Source organism: Streptomyces sp. NPDC058576, assembly GCF_042718715.1.
In the GTDB taxonomy this organism is placed as follows: Bacteria; Actinomycetota; Actinomycetes; order Streptomycetales; family Streptomycetaceae; genus Streptomyces.
On record NZ_JBHXPF010000007.1, the window covers coordinates 211,410 to 232,527 of the forward strand.

Annotated in this window: 18 protein-coding genes and 2 rRNA genes; 11 read left to right on the forward strand and 9 right to left on the reverse strand. The window is 69.7% G+C overall.

From position 1 onward, the window contains the following. Nucleotides 1-294: 294 nt before the first annotated feature. From ACFWRV_RS08760 to ACFWRV_RS08785, 6 genes are all read right to left on the reverse strand, one after another. Nucleotides 295-1,290, reverse strand: coding sequence for an NlpC/P60 family protein (locus ACFWRV_RS08760; protein ID WP_384330364.1), 996 nt, complete (start codon nt 1,288-1,290; stop codon nt 295-297). Between the two features lie 151 nt (nt 1,291-1,441). Further along, nucleotides 1,442-2,056 carry a hypothetical protein gene (locus ACFWRV_RS08765; protein WP_384330299.1) on the reverse strand — a complete coding sequence of 205 codons (615 nt, stop codon included), beginning with the start codon at nt 2,054-2,056 and terminating at the stop codon, nt 1,442-1,444. After that, nucleotides 2,053-4,437 (reverse strand): alpha/beta hydrolase, encoded by a 2,385-nt coding sequence (locus ACFWRV_RS08770; RefSeq protein WP_384330302.1) that lies wholly within the window; start codon nt 4,435-4,437, stop codon nt 2,053-2,055. The genes ACFWRV_RS08765 and ACFWRV_RS08770 overlap by 4 nt, the downstream gene beginning before the upstream one ends. 239 nt (nt 4,438-4,676) lie before the next feature. Beyond that, on the reverse strand, nt 4,677-5,153 hold the full coding sequence (locus tag ACFWRV_RS08775) for a hypothetical protein (RefSeq protein WP_384330305.1): 477 nt from the start codon (nt 5,151-5,153) through the stop codon (nt 4,677-4,679). A gap of 80 nt (nt 5,154-5,233) precedes the next feature. After that, nucleotides 5,234-7,039, reverse strand: a complete 1,806-nt coding sequence (locus ACFWRV_RS08780; RefSeq protein ID WP_384330308.1) for an alpha/beta hydrolase — start codon at nt 7,037-7,039, stop codon at nt 5,234-5,236. Continuing rightward, complete coding sequence (locus ACFWRV_RS08785; RefSeq protein ID WP_384330311.1) at nt 7,036-7,452, reverse strand: hypothetical protein; 417 nt, start codon at nt 7,450-7,452, stop codon at nt 7,036-7,038. The genes ACFWRV_RS08780 and ACFWRV_RS08785 overlap by 4 nt, the downstream gene beginning before the upstream one ends. 436 nt (nt 7,453-7,888) lie before the next feature. Here ACFWRV_RS08785 and ACFWRV_RS08790 point away from each other — a divergent pair, with 436 nt between their 5' ends. The 7 genes from ACFWRV_RS08790 to ACFWRV_RS08820 all read left to right on the forward strand — a co-directional run bounded on the left by ACFWRV_RS08790 (nt 7,889) and on the right by ACFWRV_RS08820 (nt 16,185). Next, nucleotides 7,889-8,416: a hypothetical protein gene (locus ACFWRV_RS08790; protein WP_384330314.1), complete on the forward strand. Its 528-nt coding sequence runs from the start codon at nt 7,889-7,891 to the stop codon at nt 8,414-8,416. 341 nt (nt 8,417-8,757) lie between these two features. After that, nucleotides 8,758-9,066 carry a hypothetical protein gene (locus tag ACFWRV_RS08795; protein WP_003968086.1) on the forward strand — a complete coding sequence of 103 codons (309 nt, stop codon included), beginning with the start codon at nt 8,758-8,760 and terminating at the stop codon, nt 9,064-9,066. A gap of 181 nt (nt 9,067-9,247) precedes the next feature. Further along, nucleotides 9,248-10,117: a hypothetical protein gene (locus ACFWRV_RS08800; RefSeq protein ID WP_384330317.1), complete on the forward strand. Its 870-nt coding sequence runs from the start codon at nt 9,248-9,250 to the stop codon at nt 10,115-10,117. Between the two features lie 52 nt (nt 10,118-10,169). Next, nucleotides 10,170-11,462, forward strand: a complete 1,293-nt coding sequence (locus ACFWRV_RS08805; protein WP_384330320.1) for a hypothetical protein — start codon at nt 10,170-10,172, stop codon at nt 11,460-11,462. Further along, entirely contained in the window at nt 11,459-13,009 is a 1,551-nt protein-coding gene (locus ACFWRV_RS08810) for an SCO6880 family protein (protein ID WP_384330323.1), read from the forward strand. Before ACFWRV_RS08805 ends, ACFWRV_RS08810 begins: the two co-directional genes overlap by 4 nt. A 70-nt stretch (nt 13,010-13,079) precedes the next feature. After that, the gene (locus ACFWRV_RS08815) at nt 13,080-14,498 is read left to right on the forward strand and encodes an ATP-binding protein (protein WP_384330326.1); all 1,419 of its coding nucleotides are present in this window, start codon (nt 13,080-13,082) and stop codon (nt 14,496-14,498) included. 1 nt (nt 14,499) lies between these two features. After that, the gene (locus tag ACFWRV_RS08820) at nt 14,500-16,185 is read left to right on the forward strand and encodes a type IV secretory system conjugative DNA transfer family protein (RefSeq protein ID WP_384330329.1); all 1,686 of its coding nucleotides are present in this window, start codon (nt 14,500-14,502) and stop codon (nt 16,183-16,185) included. 26 nt (nt 16,186-16,211) lie between these two features. Here the strand turns inward: ACFWRV_RS08820 and ACFWRV_RS08825 are convergent, their stop codons facing one another. After that, nucleotides 16,212-16,772, reverse strand: coding sequence for a GNAT family N-acetyltransferase (locus ACFWRV_RS08825; protein WP_384330332.1), 561 nt, complete (start codon nt 16,770-16,772; stop codon nt 16,212-16,214). Nucleotides 16,773-16,923: 151 nt separating this feature from the next. Here ACFWRV_RS08825 and ACFWRV_RS08830 point away from each other — a divergent pair, with 151 nt between their 5' ends. From ACFWRV_RS08830 to ACFWRV_RS08845, 4 genes are read left to right on the forward strand one after another with little or no spacing between them, the layout of a single operon-like run. Then, nucleotides 16,924-17,886, forward strand: coding sequence for an ABC transporter ATP-binding protein (locus ACFWRV_RS08830; protein WP_384330334.1), 963 nt, complete (start codon nt 16,924-16,926; stop codon nt 17,884-17,886). Then, nucleotides 17,883-18,731: an ABC transporter permease gene (locus ACFWRV_RS08835; protein ID WP_384330336.1), complete on the forward strand. Its 849-nt coding sequence runs from the start codon at nt 17,883-17,885 to the stop codon at nt 18,729-18,731. Before ACFWRV_RS08830 ends, ACFWRV_RS08835 begins: the two co-directional genes overlap by 4 nt. Before the next feature lie 31 nt (nt 18,732-18,762). Beyond that, nucleotides 18,763-20,094, forward strand: a complete 1,332-nt coding sequence (locus tag ACFWRV_RS08840; protein WP_384330339.1) for a sensor histidine kinase — start codon at nt 18,763-18,765, stop codon at nt 20,092-20,094. Further along, nucleotides 20,091-20,756 (forward strand): response regulator, encoded by a 666-nt coding sequence (locus tag ACFWRV_RS08845; RefSeq protein WP_384330342.1) that lies wholly within the window; start codon nt 20,091-20,093, stop codon nt 20,754-20,756. Before ACFWRV_RS08840 ends, ACFWRV_RS08845 begins: the two co-directional genes overlap by 4 nt. Nucleotides 20,757-20,851: 95 nt before the next feature. On the opposite strand, the gene rrf is transcribed toward ACFWRV_RS08845, so the two are convergent. Together rrf and ACFWRV_RS08855 are read right to left on the reverse strand one after the other, a co-directional pair. After that, nucleotides 20,852-20,968, reverse strand: a 5S ribosomal RNA gene (gene rrf / locus ACFWRV_RS08850). A gap of 77 nt (nt 20,969-21,045) precedes the next feature. Further along, a 23S ribosomal RNA gene (locus ACFWRV_RS08855) occupies nt 21,046-21,118 on the reverse strand; the annotation flags it as partial.

Below are 21,118 nucleotides of genomic sequence, written 5' to 3' on the forward strand. Positions count from 1 at the left end.
CGGTGCGATCCGTTACCGCACTGCACCGCATCGCTGTACTGCATCAGGGCCGCACCGGAGTGCAGCACTGCTATCACCGCGACGCATGGTCAGTGCGCATGCCGTTCCCGTCCCCCGTCCAGGGAACGGCCCGGCCGTCGCGTGCGTTCCGCTCTCCACCGAATGATCACCATGACGTTATCGAAGAGTGACTCGTCGTCGCAGCTCAGGGCCCAGGCTTCACGGAGAGTTCCGGCCACGGCCGACTGCCCGTCAGCACCCTTCGCCGCTCGGCCGGCCCGCGCGAGACTTCCGTCACCCCGTGGGCAGATCGGTCGGCAGGGCGGCGGCGCCATCCTTGGTCACCCGGGTCGCACCGAAGTAGTCCGGCGTATCGATCTTGTCGAACCGGATGACCGCACCGGTGAACGGCGCATTGATCATATAGCCGCCCCCGACGTACAGCCCGACGTGCCGGATCGCGCGCGAGTTGGTCAGGTCGTCGGAGAAGAACACCAGATCCCCTGGGAGCAGCTCGTCCCGCGAGGGATGCGGCCCCGCGTTGTACTGGTCATTGGCGACGCGGGGCAGCTCGATGCCCACCGTCCGGTACGCGGCCTGGGTCAGCCCGGAACAGTCGAACCGCCCCTGCTGCTCGGGCGTGCCGTTGCCGCCCCACAGATACGGCGTGCCGAGCTTCTTCTGTGCGAAGTAGATGGCCGCGGCGGCCTGCCGGGAGGGGGCGACCCGCCCGACGGGCCGGGCGAAGCTCTTCTCCAGCGAACGAATGATCTTGACGTAGTTCTGCGTCTCTTTATAAGGAGGCACGCCGCCGTACTTGATCACCGCGTAGGCGCCGGCGTTGTACGCGGCGAGCATGTTGCTCGTGGGGTCGCCCGGCACCTTCTTCACGTACCCGGCGAGCTCGCAGTCGTACGAGGCGGCGGAGGGGATCGCGTCGGCGGGGTCCCACACGTCCCGCTTGCCGTCGCCGTTGCCGTCGATCCCGTGCGTGGCCCAGGTCCCGGGGATGAACTGGGCGATGCCCTGTGCGGCGGCATGACTTTGCGCGCTCGGGTTCCAGCCGCTTTCCTGGTACAACTGCGCGGCCAGCAAGGCCGGGTTGATGGCGGGACAGAGGTTGCCCCACTTCTGCACGAGCGGCTGGAACCGCGCCGGAACCGCCCCCTTGGCCAGCGCGACGGCACCGCCGCCCCCCGACCCGGCGAGCCCGGCGGCGGCGGAGTACGTACCGACGACGAGCAGCGCCAGGAAGCACATGACCATGCCGACGCCGATGCCACCGAACACCCAGAATTTCCGCACCCCTCAACCATCCCCCATCGGGACGCGCTTCAGAGGTGTTTTCGACGGTGTGTACGAGTCATCCGCGGCACATCACCGGCGCACCCGAAGCACACGGGGGCGCCGGCGGCTCACCAGCACCAGAGCTGAGGCCCAGTCAGCCGCTCTCTGCCGACCAGAAGTCGGAAAGGACGTTGGGCCGGGGCAGCGGATACACGTCCTCGTACGCGGGCCCGTTCGGTTCGGCGGTCGGGGCGGCGACCTTCGACTCCTCCACGCACGGACTGTCGGCCTCCAGGAAGGCCTGCCCCTTCCCCCGGAAGGAGACGCTGACACCGAATCCGCTCCTGGTGACCGCGTAGACCGCCGGGAACATCTCGTCCTTGTTGACCGCCTTGATCCGGTAGTCGTTGTTCCGCCAGAACGTCTCCGCACGGTCCAGGAACGTCTGCCGACGCCCGTCGGAGACGACGGTCATGACGGTCCGACGGCGGGTCACACCGCAGGCCCGGGTGGTGGTGGGGCCGTGCGCCCACTGCACATCGGGGTCGATGCCCGCCAGGACGGCGTCGAGCATGGCGTCGGACCGCTCGGCGGCCTCCTGCATATCCATTGCCCTCTCCTTCCCGCTCCCCTCCCCGGTGCTCACGCCGTCGTCACGCACGCTGGTCCCGCCACTCCCGCACCCGGCCAGCGAACCCCCCAGAGCCAGGACCAGGGCCAGGAACAGGACCACCGCGACGGGGGGCCGGGCCCGCTGCACTCGCGTCACTTCGGTTCCTCCATCTTGAGCCGGTCGGCGTTGCCCGACACGATCAGGGCGATGCTGTCCGCGGACACGGCGTCGCGTTCCGGGCTGAAGTAGTTCGCATGCGCGTCCAGGCTGATGCCGCTCCCGCCGACGAGCGGCGGCCCGTCGGCCACCGGGAAGCGCCGGGCCCCGAACGCCTTGCTCGCCGGATCCTTCCCGAACCACAGGTCGTCGTCACCCGGATCGGCGAGATCCCCGGCGGCATACGCCCCGCCCGGCCCCCCGAGGGTCAGCCCGATGCCGCCCACCACGACCTGGGTCCTGGAGGGCAGCTTGGTCACCGGGTCGTTGGCGGCTGCCCCCACGAAGACGTGCTCCGCGCCGACGCCGAGGTCCACGGCGTGGTCGACGCCGACGCCCGGACTGCCGACCAGGACGATGTCGTCGACCCCGGGGATCCCCCCGGGCCGGGCGGCCGCGGCGCCCACGGTCCGGGACCCGTAGGAGTGCCCGATGGCCGTCAGATGGGGGTCCTTGTTCTGGTTGGTCACGGAGATCCCGTCCATGAAGTCGCGGTAGGCCGCCCCGCCCTTCTCGGCCCGCACCGTCCCCATGACGGCGAAGTAGCCCGCCGCCCCGTCCCTGTCCGGCAGCTGCGGCGCGTCGTACCCGAGCCAGACGATGGACGCCGAGGACTCGTCGTACCCCTGCGCCCCGATCGCGGTGTCCCGGGCCCGCCCGAGGTCGTTCTTGGCGAACTCCTCGTCGAGGGAGGTGTTGAGCCCCGGTACGTAGGCCGACACATGCCGCGAGGCATCGGGATCGCCGAAGGAGACGATGGCCCGCCCGTTCCCCTCGTCCCCGATCCCGATGAGATACATGGGCGGCTTCCCGTCCTCCGCCATCTGCCGCTCGATCTCCCGCAACCCGGCCAGCTGGTCACGGGCCTTGTCGGTGTCGACCCCCTCCAGCTTGTCGATCAGCGCCGGAAGGTTGCGGCGGTTGGCGGCGTCGCGCGCGCGGACCGGAATGCCGTCGAGGTTGCCGACCCCTTCCGGGACCAGCTCGATGTACCGCTCCCGCTCCTCCGGCGAGAGCCCGTCCCACCAGGCCTTGCGCTGGGCGGGCGTGGCGTTCCGCGGGATCCGCTCGCTCAGGTGCGCGCGCTCGGCGTCCCGCACCTCGGCGTCGACCCGCGCCCCGGACCCGGGTATCGCCAGCCCGGCGCCGGCGCCGCCGACGGCCTTGTTCCAGTCCCAGGCCGCGCCGATGTAGTCGCCCCGCGCCCATTTCTCACCCGCGCCCCGGGTATCCCGCCCCCAACGGTCGACGATGCGCCGCCCGCTCTCCCCCGGCCGCATGACCGCGCCCGCGACCCCGACGACCCCGCGGAGGTCGCCCCCCAGCCCGTCCCCGATGAACCCGCCGAGAAACCCGCCGCCGTTGGGCCCGGCGGGTCTACCCGCGTCAACCGAAAGGATGGGATCGCTCGGGGGGAAGGGGGCGCCGCCTTGGGAGTCGGCGGGGTCGGGGGTTCCGGGGGCGTTGCCGGGGGTTCCGGGGCTGCCGGTGGTTCCGGGGGTTCCGGGGGTCGCGGCCCCTCCGGCGCCACCGGTCTCGTCGACCTCACCGCTGGTTCCGGTGCTGCCGGTGCCGCCCGTGCTGCCAGTGCTGCCAGTGCTGCCAGTGCTGCCAGTGCTGCCAGTGCTGCCAGTGAGGCTGGACTCGTCGCCCTCTCCGCCGCCTACGTCAGCGCCAGCGCCCGGGGCGTCGTCGTGACCATCACCGCTGCCGTCGGTGCTCCCACGACCGGCCACGACGTCATGCCCCGGCGCCGGGCACGAACTGCCGGTCAGTTCGCAGATCGCGCCCCGGATCTCCGCAGTGAGCTGCCTACCGGTTCCGGTGGCCATCAGCCCGCCGACGAGAGCGACGACCACCAGGACGAGGCCCAGGTACTCCAGCGCGGTCTGCCCGCCGTCGCGGCGGAACTTCATCATCCGGCCAAAGCTGAACAGACGCTGCTCGTCCCGTTGCTCCAGGCCGCTCCGGAACCACCGACGGCTCGCCGGACGGCACAGCAGCACGATGGCGGCCACCGGTAGCACCAACCGCGCAACGCCCTGGACCCCGCCGCTACTCAACTCCGCGAGGGCTCCGATGGCTATCCACGCCTGAATGGCGAGGAGCCCGTACCAGACGCGGACGCCGCCATGACGGACGTACAGCGACAGCACGAAGGCGCCGACGCCGGGTAACGACGCGTAGAGCAACAACCCGAGCAGGTACCCGTCGACCGCGCCCACGGTGGACGCCGTCGACAGGGCCTGGATCGCGCCCACCAGGGTGGCCACAAAGAGAACGTGAAGAAGAATCAGCCCCGCCTGCAGAGGCCGCGGCATCAACTTCCCGCCCGAACCCGAACTCTCTGCGGCAGCGCTTACATCAAGGCCAACAGGGACCGCGCTTCTTCGTATGCCGGACAAAAGCAGTCCCCTACCTCGTGAGTGGGCGGAACGCGCGACAGGTCAGTCAGTCCGCGTATGCGACCACACGAGCAGGGGACACGGCATGGGCCCCAGGACCCAATGCAGGGCTCAAAGCATCTGTTTTTGAGCCCAGTTGAGCCAACTTGATCCCATCACAGCCCTCCCATCTCCGTCCCATGAGCACCTGCCGACCAGAAGTCGGAGTGGATGTTGGGGCGGGGGATGAGCTCCACTCCCTCATACAGGGGCGCTGTCGCCTGACTGGTGGAGTCGGCCACTTTGGACTCACGAACACATGGCGTGTCTACCTGAAAGAAGGCTTGCCCTTTGCCTCCGATGCGTAGTCTCACACCGAACCCGTCTCTCGTTCGGGCATAGATGGCCGGAAATTCTGTATCGTTATTGATGACCGTCATGCGATATCCGCTCTTGCGCCAGAATCGATCCACCACCCCCAAAAGATTCCCCCTCCTCGCGGCGGAAATATCCGTCATGACGACGCGCCGGCGTGACACATCGCAACTACCTACGGTCGTAGGCCCATGCGTCCATCGCAACTCCGGCCGAATCTCCAGGAGCACGGAATCAAGAATCTCATCCGATCTTTCTGCAGCGTCTTGCATATCCATGCCTGAACCTCTATTTGCTACACACCCAACTGCTGCCAGGGTGATACATACGACGGCCACCACAGGACGAATTAGACGCCTCAACGCGCACTCTCCTGCTTAACCCTATGACCAGATCCTGCGACGACCATCGCGATGCTGTCAGCCGATGCAGAGTCCAACTCCGGATCGAAATACTGCGAGTGCGCATCGATGGAAACACCACCAAGACCGACCACCGGCGGTCCCGGATCCACTGCAAAGCGCCGCGCACCAAACTCTTCACTTGCTGGGTCTTCCCCGAACCACAACCCCTCTCCTCCCGGATCAACCACATCTACTACCAGTGCCCCCGCCGGTCCGAACCCGCTCCCCGCCGCCCCGAGCAACGCGTTTTCCTTGGATGGCAGGTGAGTCACAACATCGTTTTCTGCAGCACCAACGAACACGTGCTCCCTCCCGACCTTCAGATCCTCCGCACGATCCACGCCAAGGCCTGGGCTGCCAACCAGGACGATGTCATCGACCCCAGGAATCCCATCGCCTTGCTGCGTGGCGGCTCCGACCGTTCTCGAACCATATGAGTGTCCGATAGCCGTCATGTGCGGGTCACCGTGATCGTTCGATACAGCCAGCCCGGACATGAACCCGTGGAACGCTCGACCGCCGGTTTCCGCTCTGTCGGTGCCGGCGACAGCCAAACTGCTCAGCCCGTCCGGACTCTGAGGCGCGTCATACCCCAGCCAGACAATCGACGCAGTGGATTCATCAATCTCTCTCGCCGCTAAGGCCGTGTCACGCGCCCGCTTCATATCCCCCTTCGCAAACTCCTCATCCAGCGACGTATTGAGCCCCGGAACATAAGCCGCCACATTCCGCGCCGTATCCGGATTCCCGTACGAGACGATCGCCCGACCGTTCCCCTGATCCCCGATCCCGAGCAGGTACATGGGCGGCTCCCCCGCCTTCGGCACCACCCGCAGTTGCCGGTCGATCTCCCGCAGCGCCGCAAGCTTGGTCGTCGAGTCGTCGTCGTCCCGGCCCTCCAGCTTCCCCATCAACAGCTGCAGGTTGTCCCGGTTCGCCGCGTCCCGTACCAAGGCCGGGATCCCGTCCAGGTTCCCGATCTGATCCGGGTACACCGCGAGGTATTCCTCGCGCTGCTCGTCCGTCAGGCCGGCCCACCACGCCTTCCGCTCGGCCGGACTCGCATCGTGCGGGATCGCGTTCTTCAGGTAGCCGCGCGCCGCATCCCGCACCGCCGCCGCATCGGCCGCTGCGTCCGTCCACGTCGCCGCAGGAACACCGAGGCCCTCATGTGCCTTCAGCGACCTCAGGATCCTGGTGTACCGCCAGTCCGCGTCGGCCGCCGTCCGTACGGCCTGCGCCACCCGGTCCGCGATGTCCTGGGCCTTGCCCGCGTTCGGGTTGGGCGCGACGAGTCCCGAAGGAGTGACCATGCCCGGATTCGGGACCCCGGACGTCGTCCCGCCCGCCAGCGGCTTTCCGTCTACCAGGCCCTCACCCGCCGCCGGATACGTCACCGATCCATCCGCGTGCACCGTGAACTTCAGTGCCGCGGCATCGTCCAGCGCCCCCTCCAGCACCCGCTGCTGGGTCTTGATCTCATGGGCCAGGCTGTTCAGCGTGGTCCGCAGCAGCCCGCACTCGGTGTAGATGTACTGGAAGTTCGTCCCCAGCCGGCGCAGCCGCCCCAGGGCCGCGCCCACCGCCTCCCCCTTCTGCGTATCGCTCAGCCCGGGCAGGAACTGGCCCTCGATGCGGTCCCGGGCCGCGTCGGCACGGTTGCTCACCCGGCCCCAGCCGTCCGCGGCCTCCTCCAGCTCGGCGCACTTCACCTCACGTAACGCCGCCCAGGTCAGGGCGGAACCCGCGCCGCCGCTCACCGCGCCCCGCCCACGCTCCGCGACTTCACCCCGTCGAAGCCGCTCTTCACCGCCTCGTTGGTCTGCGCCTGGCCTCGGACGACCGCCCGAAATTTCCCGGCGAGGCTCCCGCACTCGCCGCGCGCCTCCTCGATCCGGCGCTCCCACGAGGCCTGCACGGTACGCAGTTCGGCCAGCGCGGACAGCGCTCCGGCCCCGGCGATCAAGCCCTGATGCGCCGCCTGCAGTTCGCCCTTCACCGGCCCGAGCAGCGTGACCAGCTGATCGGCTCCACCGGCGGCCCGCAGCCACGGGCCACCCCTGTGCAGGAGATCCCCGCCCCCGGCCCCGCCCGCCGGGCCTGCCGGCGCCCCCAGCCGCTCCCAGCCGTCGTTCGGCTGCCCGACCACGGTCACTCCACCCACACCGCTCACCCCGTTCTCCTGATCGTGGAGCGGCACTGTGCCAAATCCGCGGTGCGCGACATGCCGTAGGTCAACACCCCGGGCCCCGGCTCCGCAGGCACCCGGGTCCCGTGGTTCCCGGCCGGACGAAGCAGAGGCCCCGTTCCCGTGGAGCCGCGCGGTTCACCCGAACGAAGGGGGAAGCGCGCACGACCACAGGCGCGAACACACACAGACCGAAACCGACACCGGCACTGGCACCGGTCGCAGGGCGCTGATCGCTCGCACCGAGCTCAGGGTCGAGGCCCTCTCCGCCGTACGGCGGAGGCCCCGCCCTCGACCTCGTACCGCGGAACAGCACAGTCGGGAACAGAAGCTGACGTCCCGCCATGGCAGCGGAACCACGATGGAACGCATGCGAACCCGGACGGAACAGCACACCGGCTCCACCCCCGCATCCCCTCCCATGCCTCCCACAACCCCGTTCCCGGCCCCGCCTCCGCCCCGGTGGGCGGTCCGCGCCGCGCAGTTGATCGCGCTGATCGTGCTGCCGACCGGGCTGTGGCGGCTGGCGATGGTGTGCGGGTTCCCGTCCGGATACACCGAGGCGGGCTTCGTACCGTTCGACACCCCGGGCGCCAAGCTCTGGATGCTGACGCTGAGCGTCGCCTCCGAGCTGCTCGCCCTGCTGGCCCTCGGCCTGGTGCGGCCGTGGGGCGAAACGGTGCCCCGCTGGGTACCCGTCATCGGCGGACGCCCCGTCCGCCCCTTGGCCGCCGTCGTGCCGGCCGCCGCCGGGGCCGTCGCGCTGACGGCGCTCTGGGCCGCGATGCCGTTGTGGTGGACGTACCCCCACGCAGATATGACGCCTGCCGGCCGCCTCCTGGTCGGTGTCATCTACCAGCCGCTCGTCCTCTGGGGACCGTTGCTCGGGGCCGTCACCGTCTCCTACTACCGCCGCACCCGGCCGGCCCGGCGTCGCACCGATCGCTGACTCGTCGGCCGAAGAAGAGCAGGATGCCGACCGGCGCACCGACGGCTCTCGAACGGCGCATACGAACACGCCGTGCCTCCGCGAACGCTGCAACCGCATCAGAACCCATGGCCACCGTCGTTGCTCCTGGTCACAGCCCGTGATACACAGAGTAACCAGGCATGTGCGCGAAGAGCCTGGACGAGTCGCAGGTCAGGGCGGCCGCCCCGGTCAAACGTGCGAGATCCGGGTAAAGAGACCCGCGAAGGCGTCGTGCGAGCGCGGTTTCATCAGCGAAGATAGAAGGCGACCCATGCCGGACGGCACGGGCAGCGAACTACCCAACAGGGGCGGTGACTTACATGATCCTGGCAGCAGAGAAGGGCGACATCACCACCATCATCGGCGGAATCGCTCCGGACTGGGGGCCGTTCGGGACGCTGGGCAACGAGGCGCGCATCATGATCGAGGTGGTGATGGCCATCGCGATTCTGCTCTGCCTCGGCATCGCGATCTGGGGCGCGGCGAAGCAGCGCATCGGAGCGACGGCGCTGCGCGACACCTTCAGCGCGGAGCAGGGCAAGGGCCTGATCGTGGCGGGACTGACAGGGGTCTTCATCATCGGCTCCCTGGGAACCCTGTTCACCATCGTGTACGGCATGGCCGTCTGACCCACCGTCGGCCAGCTCCCACCGGGCCGTCCCAGCCCGTTCCCCTCCATCCGCCCGTCGCGCCCACCGGCTGAGGTTGCGTTTCCCTGATGTCGAGTCACCACACCGCGCTCAAGCGGCACCCAGCAGAGCTACCGTCATCCTGCGCGGATCCGCACACGACCGAGGGGGCGAACGCGGCATGAGTCCCGGTGACGAGCACGACTACCGCGGCAAGGACCAGGGGAACCGCCCGGACGATCCTTACAGCACCCTCGGCGGCACGCGTCAGACCCGTACCCGTCTCCCCGACGGCGACCCGGGCCACCCCCACGCGCGCCGCCCCGTCCGCAACTCCCGCTCTCTCGTGACGATCACCGGCATCGTGGTCCTCCTCGTCGCTGCCATCGCCTTCGCCAACCGCGGCGGTGGCAGCGACGACAGCGCCTCCCCGGGCGCCAAAAGCCCCGGAACCGCAGGAAGCGCCCCCACCGCTGCTACGGGCACCAAGCCCGTCGAGGGCAAGAACGGCACCATCGCCTCCGGCTTCGCCCAGGATGAACAGGGGGCGCAGAGCGCGGCGGCGAACTATGCGGTGGCGCTGGTATCCGCAGAAATCCTCAAGCCTGAGCGACGAGCAGAGATCGTAAACCGCATCTTTACTGCAGGTAAGGCCATCGAGCTCGAAGAGAAGTTTGATCAGGCGTATGACAAGGAATTTCTCGACAGAGTCGGCTTGGACGAAAATGGCAACGCTCCTGACGGACTGACCTACATTTCGAGAACAGCTCCCGTCGGAACCAAAGTAACCGGATACGCAGCGTCAACCGCCACGGTCGAGGTCTGGTGCACTGGCGTATTCGGCACGGCCGGTGTCAGCTCTACCAATCCCGTGAGTAATGACTGGTTCACTATGTCGCTGAAACTTCGCTGGGTCGAAGGCGACTGGAAGGTCGAAAGCTTCACCCAGAAAGACGGTCCTGCTCCTGTGAACATGGATCGCACTGCTTCAAGCGCTGACGAAATGGCGGAGGCAGTAAAGGAGTTCGGGGGGTTCACCTATGCTCGCTAAGCCGCGGCAGGCAGCCACAGTGGCTGTCTCGCTCACGGGAGCCCAGACGGTCATGACCGTCATGGCAGGTCGTGTCGCTGCTGCTCCCACTCCAACACCAACGCCGTCCGACCAGGATAGATGCGACCTGATTGTCGGCCCCGCCAAGGACTACTGCGAAGGCGGCGAAGGGGCCGGAGCCCGCACCCAGGACGTCCCCTCCATCGACGCCACCGACCCCCTCTCCTCCCTCGCCCGAGGCTGCGCCGACGCCGCCTCCTGGATCGTCGGCAAGCTCAGCGAGGCCGTCGAGTCCACGGCCAACGTCGACTTCACGAACCCCAAGTTCCTTCAGCAGTACGCCGTCATCTTCGCGGCCTCCACCATCCTCACCCTCGTCCTCTGGCTCCTCGCCGTGGCCAAGCGCGCCATCCGCGGCGTGCCCCTCACCACCGCGATCTCCGAGGCCGTCGGCTTCCTCTGGCTCACCGTCCTCGCCTCGGCCTTCACCCCGCTGATCCTTTACACGATCGTCTCCGCCACCGACGGCGTCACCGAGGTCATCTCCTCCGCCACCGGCGGCCAGACCGACGTCTTCTTCGGCTCGTTCGCCGAAGCCCTCAAGAAGGGCGAGGACATCGGCGGCGGACCGATCATGCTGATCGTCGTCTCGCTCGTCTCGATCCTCGCCGCCGGCATCCTGTGGCTGGAACTCGTCATCCGCGCCGCCCTGCTCTACGTCGGCGCGCTCCTCGGGATCGTCGTCTACGCCGGCCTCGTCGACAAGAACATGTGGGGCCACGTCCGCCGCTGGGCCGGCATCATGATCGCGGTGATCATGGTCAAGCCGGTCATCGTCATCGTCCTCGGCCTCGCCGGAGCACTCTCCGCGGGCGACGGCCCCGACGCCTTCTCCGCCGTCGTCTCCGGCCTCTCCATCATCCTGCTCGCCATCTTCGCCTCCGCCATGATCTACCGCTTCGTCCCCGGCTTCGGCGACGAGATCCAGGGCGCCCGCACCAACCGCAAGCAGGCCACCGACGGCTCCCAGGCCGCCGCCCTGATCAGCTCCCCTGCCGCCCTCGTCTCCCAGGGCATCAAGACCCACAGCGGCCGGAACGACCAGAACAGCGGCGGAGGCGCCCGCCCCGCCAACCCGGCCAGCGGCGGCGTCGCCGCCCACAGCTCCCGCACCTCCGGCGGAGGCGGCGGCGGGGTCGGCGGCGGATCTGTCCCCTCCGCCGCACCCTCGCCCCGCAGCGGGTCATCACCCACCTCCGGGACCCCCCACAGCAGCCGCTCTTCCCGAGGCGGAGGCGGCTTCGGCACCACAGGTAACTCGAGCACAGGAGGTGGAGGGCGTTGACGACCCAGTCCCACACGATGACGCCCCGCCGCACGTATCTCATCGGCCGCGCCCGGCCGAACGCGATCGTCGGCAAGAACCGCGAGACCGGCGAGATCGCCCTGATCATCGTCGGCGCGTTCCTCGGCATGATGAGCGGACTCCTCGTCCCCGTCCTCTCCCTCCGCATCGTCTGCCTCGTGGGCTTCCCGATGCTGGCCCTCGCCGTCGTGTACGTCCCGTACAAGGGCCGGACCTTCTACAAGTGGTTCGAGATCAACCGCAGCTTCAAGCGCTCCGTGCGCCGCGGCACCGCCTACCGCTCCAGCGCCATGGAAGCGGGCGTCAGCGCCGACGGCCGCGAGGTCGAGATCGGCCCGCCCCCGGGCATCGGCCGGATCAGCTGGCTCGCCGCCCCGTTCGGCCCCGACGAGATCGCCGTACTCCTCCACGCCGACCGGCGCACCGTCACCGCCGCCATCGAGATCGAGGGCCCCGGCGTCGGCCTCCGCGACAGCGAGGACCAGGAAGCCCTCGTCGACCGCTTCGGCACCCTCCTCAAGCACGTGGCCAACGGCGACGGCTTCGTCACCCGCCTCCAGATGCTCGCCCGCACCCTCCCCGCCGACCCCGACGCCCACGCCAAGGACGTCGCCCAGCGCGGCGACAAGGCGTCCCCCGGCTGGCTCCAGGACTCCTACGACCAACTCCAGTCCATGGTCTCCACCTCCAGCGAGCAGCACCGCGCCTACCTCGTCGCCTGCATGCACTACAGCCGTGAACTGGCCGCCGAGGCCAACGCCATGGCCCGAGCCGCCCGCCCCCACGGCGGCCGCAAGCTCGACCGCGACGCCGGCCTCGCCGTCGTCATGGCCCGCGAGCTCACCGACATCTGCGCCCGCCTCGCCGAGGCCGACATCCGGGTCCGCCAGCCGCTCGGCCAGAGCCGCGTAGCCTCCCTCGTGCACTCCATGTACGACCCCGATCACCCCATCGACCACATCCAGGCCATGACCAAGCGCAACGCCTGGCCCGCCGAACTGGACGCGGTCGAGCCCACGTTCCTCCAGGCCAAGACCCGCGAGTCCACCACCCGCGCCCCCTGGTGCCACGCCACGGCCTGGGTGAAGGAATGGCCGATGACCCCGGTCGGCGTCAACTTCCTCGCCCCGCTCCTCGTCCACACCCCCGACGTCATCCGCACCGTCGCCGTCTGCATGGACCTCGAACCCACCGAGGTCGCCATCGAACGCATGCTGACGGAGAAGACCAACGACGACGCCGAGGCCAGCCGTCAGGCCAAGATGAACCGCACCGTCGACCCCCGCGACATCGCCGCCCACGGCCGGCTCGACCAGCGGGGTGAAGATCTCGCCAGCGGTGCGGCCGGAGTCAACCTGGTGGGGTACATCACGGTGTCGTCCCGTTCACCCGAGGCCCTCGCCCGCGACAAGCGCACGATCCGCGCCTCGGCCGGCAAGTCGTACCTCAAGCTGGAGTGGTGCGACCGCGAACACCACCGGGCCTTCGTGAACACGCTCCCGTTCGCCACGGGCATCCGCCGCTGACGCCGCACCACCTCCGACCAGAGCTCCACCACCCGCCGGAAGAACCGCGACAAGAGAGGGCACCCCCACCATGCGAGACCCCCTGTCCGCATTGTCGGATGCCTTCACCTCCTTCCTCTTCGGCAAGGTGGAGACGACCCGCCTCCCCGTCCGTACGTCCACGGGCCAGGCCCAGGCCGTCTACCTCCCCACCGCCGCCCCCGGCCTCGGCGACTCCGGCGTGATCATCGGCCGCGAGGTCTACAGCGGCAAGGGCTACATCTACGACCCCTTCCAGCTGTACGGGCAGCAACTTCCCGCCCCCCACTGGCTCGTCCTCGGCGAGTCCGGCAACGGCAAGTCGGCGCTGGAGAAGACGTACGTCCTGCGCCAGCTCCGCTTCCGCGACCGCCAGGTCGTCGTCCTCGACGCCCAGGGCGAGGACGGCGTCGGCGAGTGGAACCTCATCGCCCAGGAGCTGGGCATAACCCCCATCCGTCTGGACCCGACCGCAGCCCTCAACGGCGGCATCCGGCTCAACCCCCTCGACCCCTCCATCACCACCACCGGCCAGCTCGCCCTGCTCCGCACGATCATCGAAGTCGCGATGGGCCACGGCCTCGACGAGCGGTCCGGCTTCGCGCTCAAGGTGGCCCACGCCTACGTGACCGCGACCATCACCGACCGCCAGCCGGTCCTGATGGACATCGTGGAGCAGCTGCGCCACCCCGAGCCCGAGTCCGCCGAGGCGATGAACGTCGACATAGACGATGTACGGGCCTGGGGCCTGGACGTCGCCCTCGTCCTGGACCGGCTGGTCGACGGCGACCTGCGCGGCATGTTCGACGGCCCCACCACCGTCGGCATCGACCTCGACGCGCCCCTCATCGTCTTCGACCTCTCGCACATCGACCGCAACTCGATCGCGATGCCGATCCTGATGGCGATCGTCGGCGTCTGGCTGGAGCACACCTGGATCCGGCCCGACCGCAAGAAGCGCATCTTCCTGGTCGAGGAGGCGTGGCACATCATCAACTCCCCCTTCGTCGCCCAGCTCTTCCAGCGCCTCCTGAAGTTCGGACGCCGGCTCGGCCTGTCCTTCGTCGCCGTCGTCCACCACCTCAGCGACGTGGTCGACGGAGCCGCGGCCAAGGAAGCGGCGGCCATCCTGAAGATGGCCTCCACCCGCACGATCTACGCGCAGAAGTCGGACGAGGCCAGAGCCACCGGCCGGGTCATCGGGCTGCCCCGCTGGGCCGTCGAGATCATCCCGACCCTCACACCCGGCATCGCCGTCTGGGACGTCAACGGCAACGTCCAGGTGGTCAAACACCTGATCACCGAAGCCGAACGCCCCCTGGTCTTCACCGACCGCGCCATGACCGAGGGATCGACGGACGACCTGCTCCCCGAGGACATCCGCGCCGCCGAACTGGAGGCGGAGCAACGGGCGGCCCGGATGGAGAACCAGCAGCGGATGAACGAGTCGTCCCGGTCGACGGTGGCATGACATGGCACGCCAGGCTCCACGGGGCGGGGGCCGGGGCCCGGCCCATCACGACGGACACGACCAGCGGCCCCAGGGCGGCGGCGGCATCCCGGACGGCCTGCTGATCGGCCTCCTGGCCCTCTTCCTCGCGGCCACCCTGGTCGCCTGGACGGCCACCGGCCTGGCCGGGCTGCTCGCCCACGGGGCCTGGCCGGACGGCGTCACGTTCACCCGCTCCCCCCTCGCCCTGCGCGAACTGGCCACCGCCCCCCAGGACCTCCCCGCCGCCTGGCCGCAGACACCCCCGGCCCAGCTCTCCGGGTACGGGCTGTTCTGGGGCCTGTTCATCGGCGGACTGCTGGTGCTGTTGGTCCTCACGGTGTTCACCCTCGGCGTCGTGGCCCGCGGTCGCGCCGTACGGGAACGACGCCGCGAGGAACGGGCCTACGGGGCACACGAGCAGCAGCTCGCCACAGAGAAGCCCGCACCGACACTGCCGACCCCGGCACCAGCGCAAGAGCCGAACCAAGCACCAGCGCAAACATCAGCACCGCCCACACCCACACCCACACCCACACCCACACCAGCACCAGCACCAGCACCAGCACCAGCACCAGCACCAGCACCAGCCACACCCCACCACACAGCCGCAAGCGCAAGCGCACCCGGGAGCACCCCCGCAACCGAATACGCGCCCGCGCCCCAGTACCGGCCCCCGTACCCGCCCCCGTACCCCGAAGGAAGCGCCCCCCTCCTCCCCTCCCCCCGCACCCCCCTCCTCGTCTACGCCCCCGCCCCCGCCCGGCGCCCCACCGTCGTCCAGGCCATCCGCGACGCCGAAGGCCCCGCGCTCGTCGTCACCTCGGACCCCACCGTCTGGTCCGAGACGAAGGACGCCCGCGGCAAGCTCGGCCCGGTCCTCGTCTACGACCCGGGCCACCTCTGCGACACCCCGGCCCGCCTCCACTGGTCGCCCACCGCGGGATGCGAGCTCCCCGACGTCGCCGCCGCGCGCGCCGCCGCTCTGCTCGTCCCGGTACGCCCGCAGGCCCGGATCGACGCGGCGGTGGCCGACACGGCGCAGACGCTCCTCCAGTGCTGGCTGCACGCCGCCGCGGTGGACGGCCGCCCCTTCCGCCAGGTCCTCCGCTGGGCCTCCGGGTCCGGCGCCCACGAACCGGTACGCCTCCTCCGTACGCACCCCAAGGCCGCGTCCGGACTCGCCGGGCTGCTGGAGTCCGCCCTCACGGCCTATCCCGAACGGCGCGAAGTGGCACAGGAACTGACGGTACGGGCGTTCGCCGCTCTGTCCACGGTGCACATCCGCGAAGCCTGCACGGCGAACCGAGCCGATTCCCTCGCGCTGGATTCTTTCGCCGTCGAGGGGGGAACGCTCTACCTGGTGGGCGAGCCCATCGAGGATCCCCGCTCCCGTCCCGGCGCGATGCCCCTGCTCACCGCGCTGGCCGCAGACGTGGTCGAGCACGGCCGCCGCATGGCCGCACGGTCAACCGACGGTCGGCTCGACCCACCAATGACGCTCGTCCTCGACGACGTCGCGGCCGTCGCGCCCCTTCCCCAGCTCCCGGAGCTGCTGGCGACAGGCCAGAGTCGCGGCATGCCCGCCCTGGTGCTGCTCCGCTCCCGGGAACAGGGCCGGGCCCGCTGGCAGGAAGACCTGCGCACCCCCACCCCGGGCATCGGCTAGGCGACAGACCCAGGGCGGCCCGCTCTCTACGTTTCCCGCCCGAGGACGTACTCCAGCTCCCATGCGCCCCGGCCGCCCGGCGCCGGAATCCGCTGCCCGGAGGGGACGAATCCGAACCGCCGGTAGAAGGCGGCGGCCCGCGGGTTCTTCTCGTGCACGTAGAGGCGCACCCGCTCCATCCGGGGCGCGGACAGCGACCAGGCCCACGCGACGGCCTCACGGAACAGCGCGTCGGTCACCCCGGTCCCGCGCACCTCGGGCCGGACGAACACGCCGACCAGGTGCGCCTGGTCCACCGCGGGGGCTTCCCCGAAGCGCACCTCGTCATCCGGACTCTCGACGAGTACGGTCACCGACCCCACCCACGCCCCGTCGGGCGACTCCGCGACGAACTGCCGGACACGGCCGCCCCCGCCCTCGGCCGCCGCGGCGGCACGCTCCTGCCAGAAGACGTCCGGCCTCGCCGCAGCGTCCTCGTACGACTCCAGGAACGCCACCGGGGCCGCCGGGTCCCGCAGAGCGTCCAGCCGCAACTGCCTGACCTGCGGCCATTCATCGGCCCGCACAGCACGCATCACATAGTCCATGTCCCGATCCTCACCCCGGCCCGCCCCACGTTCAACCGAGTACTCCCCTGCCCCCGCGCCCAGAGCCCGTCGTACCCGGGTACTACGCCCGGCTCCACGTCCAGCCCCCGGTCGGACGACCGCGCCCAGCCGGCTCCGTAGCGTCGAGCGCATGATCACCGCACACGGCCTCACCAAACGGTACGGCGACAGAACCGTCGTCCAGGACCTCGACTTCACCGTCCGCCCCGGCACGGTCACCGGCTTCCTCGGCCCCAACGGCGCGGGCAAGTCCACGACCATGCGCATGCTGCTCGGCCTCGACGCCCCGACGCACGGCCGTTCCACCGTCAACGGGCGCTCCTACGCCTCCCACCCGGCACCCCTCACCCAGGTCGGCGCCCTGCTGGAGGCCCGGTCCGTGCACCCGGGCCGGTCCGCCCTGAACCACCTGATGGTCCTCGCCCACACCCACGGCATCCCGCGCCGCCGCGTCGAGGAGGTCATCGACCTCGCCGGGCTGACCGATGCGGCCCACCGCCGAGTGAAGGGCTTCTCCCTGGGCATGGGCCAACGGCTCGGGGTCGCCGCCGCACTCCTCGGCGACCCCGCCACCGTCATCCTGGACGAGCCGGTCAACGGCCTGGACCCCGAGGGCGTCCTGTGGATCCGCACCCTCCTGACCTCCCTCGCCGCCGAGGGCCGCACGGTCCTCGTCTCCTCCCACCTGATGAGCGAGATGGCCCTCACCGCCGACCACCTGATCGTCATCGGCCGCGGCAGGCTGCTCGCCGACACCACGGTGGCCGAGCTGATCCGGTCGGCGGGCGGGGAGTCCGTCAAGGTCGTCACCCCGCAGCCGGAGGAACTGAGCGCACAGCTGACGGCCCCGGGCGTGACCGTCACCGCCACCCCCGTCACCACCACCCATGTCACCGCCACCGAGACCCCGGCCCACGAACTCCGGATCCGCGGAACGGACGCCGCGCACATCGGGGGCGTCGCCGCCGCGCACGCGATCACTCTGCACGAACTGACGCCACAGACCGTGTCCTTGGAGCAGGCGTTCATGGACCTCACCCAGGAATCGGTGGACCACCGCTCGCACCATCACCCCATCGGAGCAGCAGCATGACCACGACCCACCCCACCCCACAGCCCCCGAACCGGATCACACCGTCATCACCAGCACCCTCGCCCTTTCCACCACCATCGCCGTACCGCATCACCCCCACCCGCATCCTGCGCTCGGAATGGCACAAGCTCCGGTCCCTGCGGTCCACCTGGATCACCGTCATCTCGGCGGTCGTCATGGTGCTGGGCGTCGGCCTGATCATGGGCGGGACCTACACCTCCGGCGGCGGGGACTCCGACGTCGACACGGTCGTCCTAACGCTGTACGGCAGCATGCTCGGCCAGCTGTGCCTGATCGTCCTGGGCATCCTGATGACCGCCGGCGAGTACGCGACCGGCGTGATCCGCTCCTCGCTCACCGCCGTACCCGCCCGGCTCCCCGTCCTGTGGGCGAAAGCCGCGGTGTTCGCCGCCACCGTCTTCACGGTCATGTTCGCGACGGCCCTGGTCACGTTCGCGGCGGCCCAGGCCTTCCTCCACGACACCGATCAGGCGGCCTCGTTCACCGACCCGGGCGTCCTGCGCGCCTTGGCCGGCAACGCCGGGGCCCTCACCCTGATGGGCCTGCTGGCGCTCGGCCTCGGCGCACTGCTGCGCTCGGTGCCCGGCGCGATCGGCGCGTTCATCGGCGGGGTCATGATCCTGCCGGAGATCCTCGGGATGCTCCCGTACGACGTCGTCGAGCGCGCCATCATGTACTTTCCCACCCAGGCCGCCGGCGCCCTGGGCTCCGCCACCCCCATCGAGGGCACCATCTCCCCCGGCCCCGCCCTGCTCGCCCTGTCCCTGTGGGCGGGCACGACACTGACCGCGGCAGCGCTGACGCTCAACCGCCGCGACGTCTGAACCACGAGGAGGACGACCAGGTGAGCACCGAGTGAGCGCCCGGGCGGGGGACCGCGACACCGAGGGCACGGCTCATCCCCCCACGCGGATCATCCGCGGCGTCCTGGACCGACTCCGCGCCTTCGACCGACGCCGGCCACGGGTCTGGGACGCGGCGGTGACCGGGTTCTGGGTCGTGGCAGCGGTACTCGACTACACCTCGGGCGGCTGGCGGCACACCGCCCGCGACGACGTGACGGCCCCCGAGTTCCTGGTGCTCCTGATGAGCCTCGGATTCTCGCTGCCGCTGCTGTGGCGCCGTACGCACCCCCTGGCCGTACTGCTGCTCATAGCCCCGATATCCCTCGTCAACATCTGGACGGGGGCCTTGGTGCAGGCCTCCCTCCTCCAGCTGGTCCCGGTCTTCCAGATCGTCCTGCGCTCCTCGTTCCGCACCGTCGGGGCCGCGTCCCTGGTGTTCCTCGCCCCAGTCCTGGCCGGCGGCGCCCGCATCCCCTCCAACTGGGGCCAGGAGGTGGTCTCGTACGCCTGGGGCCTGGTCTTCGTCGTGCTGCTGGGGATCGCGGTACGCACCCGGCGCGAGTACACCGAGGCCCTGGTCGAACGCGCCCACCGGCTGGAACACGAACGCGACCAGCAGGCCCGGCTCGCCGCCGCCGCCGAACGCACGCGCATCGCACGGGAGATGCACGACATCATCGGCCACAACCTGTCCGTCATCACGGGCCTCGCGGACGGCGGCGCGTACGCGGCCCGAAAGAACCCGGAACGCGCGGGGCAGGCGCTGGACGCCATCGGCACGACCAGCAGACAGGCCCTGTCCGAACTCCGCCGCCTCCTGGGCGTCCTGCGCGACGACCATCCCGACGCCGAACGCACCCCGCAGCCGACGCTCGACGAACTGGCCCCCCTCATCGAACGCGTACGCAGGGCGGGCCTGCCCGTCCACCTGGAGCTCCACGGCGAACCCCGCGCGCGGGCGCTCACCCCGGGCCGCCAACTCACCGTGTACCGGGTGGTCCAGGAGGCCCTGACCAACACCCTCAAACACGCCACCGCCTCCACAGCGACTGACCGGCCCCCGGAAGATGGCCACCACCCACCCCTGTCCGCGACGGTCACCCTCACCTACACACCCACCCACCTGGACGCCCGCATCACCGATACCGGCACCCGCACCCGCACCTCCGAGGAAGCCGGCCCGAACGCGGCCGGGAAGGAATCACCGCCGGCGGCCCAGGGCATCATGGGCATGCGGGAACGCGCCGCACTGTACGACGGCTCCCTCGAAGCGGGCCCGCTGCCGGAACACACCGGTTGGCAGGTACAGCTCCGCCTTCCCCTGGAGGACACGCTCTCGTGACGACCGTACTCATCGCCGACGACCAGTCCATGCAACGCTTCGGCTTCCGCATGCTGCTGGAGAGCCAGGACGACATGACGGTGGTCGGCGAGGCGGGCAACGGCACCGAGGCCGTCCATCTGGTCGCCCGCCATCACCCTGACGTCGTGCTGATGGACGTCCGCATGCCGGGCCTGGACGGCATCGAGGCGACCAGACGCATCATCACGTCGGGCGCCCGCACCCGGATCCTGATCGTGACGACCTTCGATCTCGACGAGTACGCGTACGACGGCCTGCGCGCCGGCGCCAGCGGCTTCCTGGTGAAGGACGCCCTGCCCGAGGAGCTCCTCGCCGGCATCCGCGCCGTGGCCGCCGGCGACGCGGTGGTCGCCCCCACCCTGACGCGCCGTCTCCTCGACGCCTACGTCCACCATCTCCCGGCCGTACCCGGCGCACGGGCCGCCTCGGACCCGCGCATCACCGCCCTGACGGAACGGGAACGCGAGATCCTCACCGTGATCGGCCAGGGCTGGTCCAACACGGAGATCGCCACCCGCCTCCACCTCGCCGAGTCCACGGTGAAAACGCATGTGACCCGCATCCTCGCCAAGACCGGAGCAAGGGACCGCGTCCAGGCGGTCATCCTGGCCTACGACACCCGCTTGGTCACCCCGATGTAGTCGGTACGCAGATCAATGGGATGGGCCCCCCTGAAAGGGCCCGGAACGCAGAAAAGCCCCGCACCAAAATGGTGCGGGGCTTTCCCAGAAAAATTGTTCGGCGGCGTCCTACTCTCCCACAGGGTCCCCCCTGCAGTACCATCGGCGCTGAAAGGCTTAGCTTCCGGGTTCGGAATGTAACCGGGCGTTTCCCTAACGCAATGACCACCGAAACACTATGAAATTTGAACACCGGATAACAACACGGCCGTTCGTTATTTCAGAACTAACACAGTGGACGCGAGCAACTGAGGACAAGCCCTCGGCCTATTAGTACCAGTCAGCTCCACCCGTTACCGGGCTTCCACATCTGGCCTATCAAC

What these genes read in the sequence shown, in the direction of transcription:
- ACFWRV_RS08770 (WP_384330302.1), bottom strand. Translation starts at nt 4,437, where the DNA reads ATGCCGCGGCCTCTGCAGGCGGGGCTGATTCTTCTTCACGTTCTCTTT.
- ACFWRV_RS08775 (WP_384330305.1), bottom strand. Translation starts at nt 5,153, where the DNA reads ATGGATATGCAAGACGCTGCAGAAAGATCGGATGAGATTCTTGATTCC.
- ACFWRV_RS08790 (WP_384330314.1), top strand. Translation starts at nt 7,889, where the DNA reads ATGCCTCCCACAACCCCGTTCCCGGCCCCGCCTCCGCCCCGGTGGGCG.
- ACFWRV_RS08795 (WP_003968086.1), top strand. Translation starts at nt 8,758, where the DNA reads ATGATCCTGGCAGCAGAGAAGGGCGACATCACCACCATCATCGGCGGA.
- ACFWRV_RS08800 (WP_384330317.1), top strand. Translation starts at nt 9,248, where the DNA reads ATGAGTCCCGGTGACGAGCACGACTACCGCGGCAAGGACCAGGGGAAC.
- ACFWRV_RS08805 (WP_384330320.1), top strand. Translation starts at nt 10,170, where the DNA reads ATGACCGTCATGGCAGGTCGTGTCGCTGCTGCTCCCACTCCAACACCA.
- ACFWRV_RS08815 (WP_384330326.1), top strand. Translation starts at nt 13,080, where the DNA reads ATGCGAGACCCCCTGTCCGCATTGTCGGATGCCTTCACCTCCTTCCTC.
- ACFWRV_RS08820 (WP_384330329.1), top strand. Translation starts at nt 14,500, where the DNA reads ATGGCACGCCAGGCTCCACGGGGCGGGGGCCGGGGCCCGGCCCATCAC.
- ACFWRV_RS08825 (WP_384330332.1), bottom strand. Translation starts at nt 16,772, where the DNA reads ATGGACTATGTGATGCGTGCTGTGCGGGCCGATGAATGGCCGCAGGTC.
- ACFWRV_RS08830 (WP_384330334.1), top strand. Translation starts at nt 16,924, where the DNA reads ATGATCACCGCACACGGCCTCACCAAACGGTACGGCGACAGAACCGTC.
- ACFWRV_RS08835 (WP_384330336.1), top strand. Translation starts at nt 17,883, where the DNA reads ATGACCACGACCCACCCCACCCCACAGCCCCCGAACCGGATCACACCG.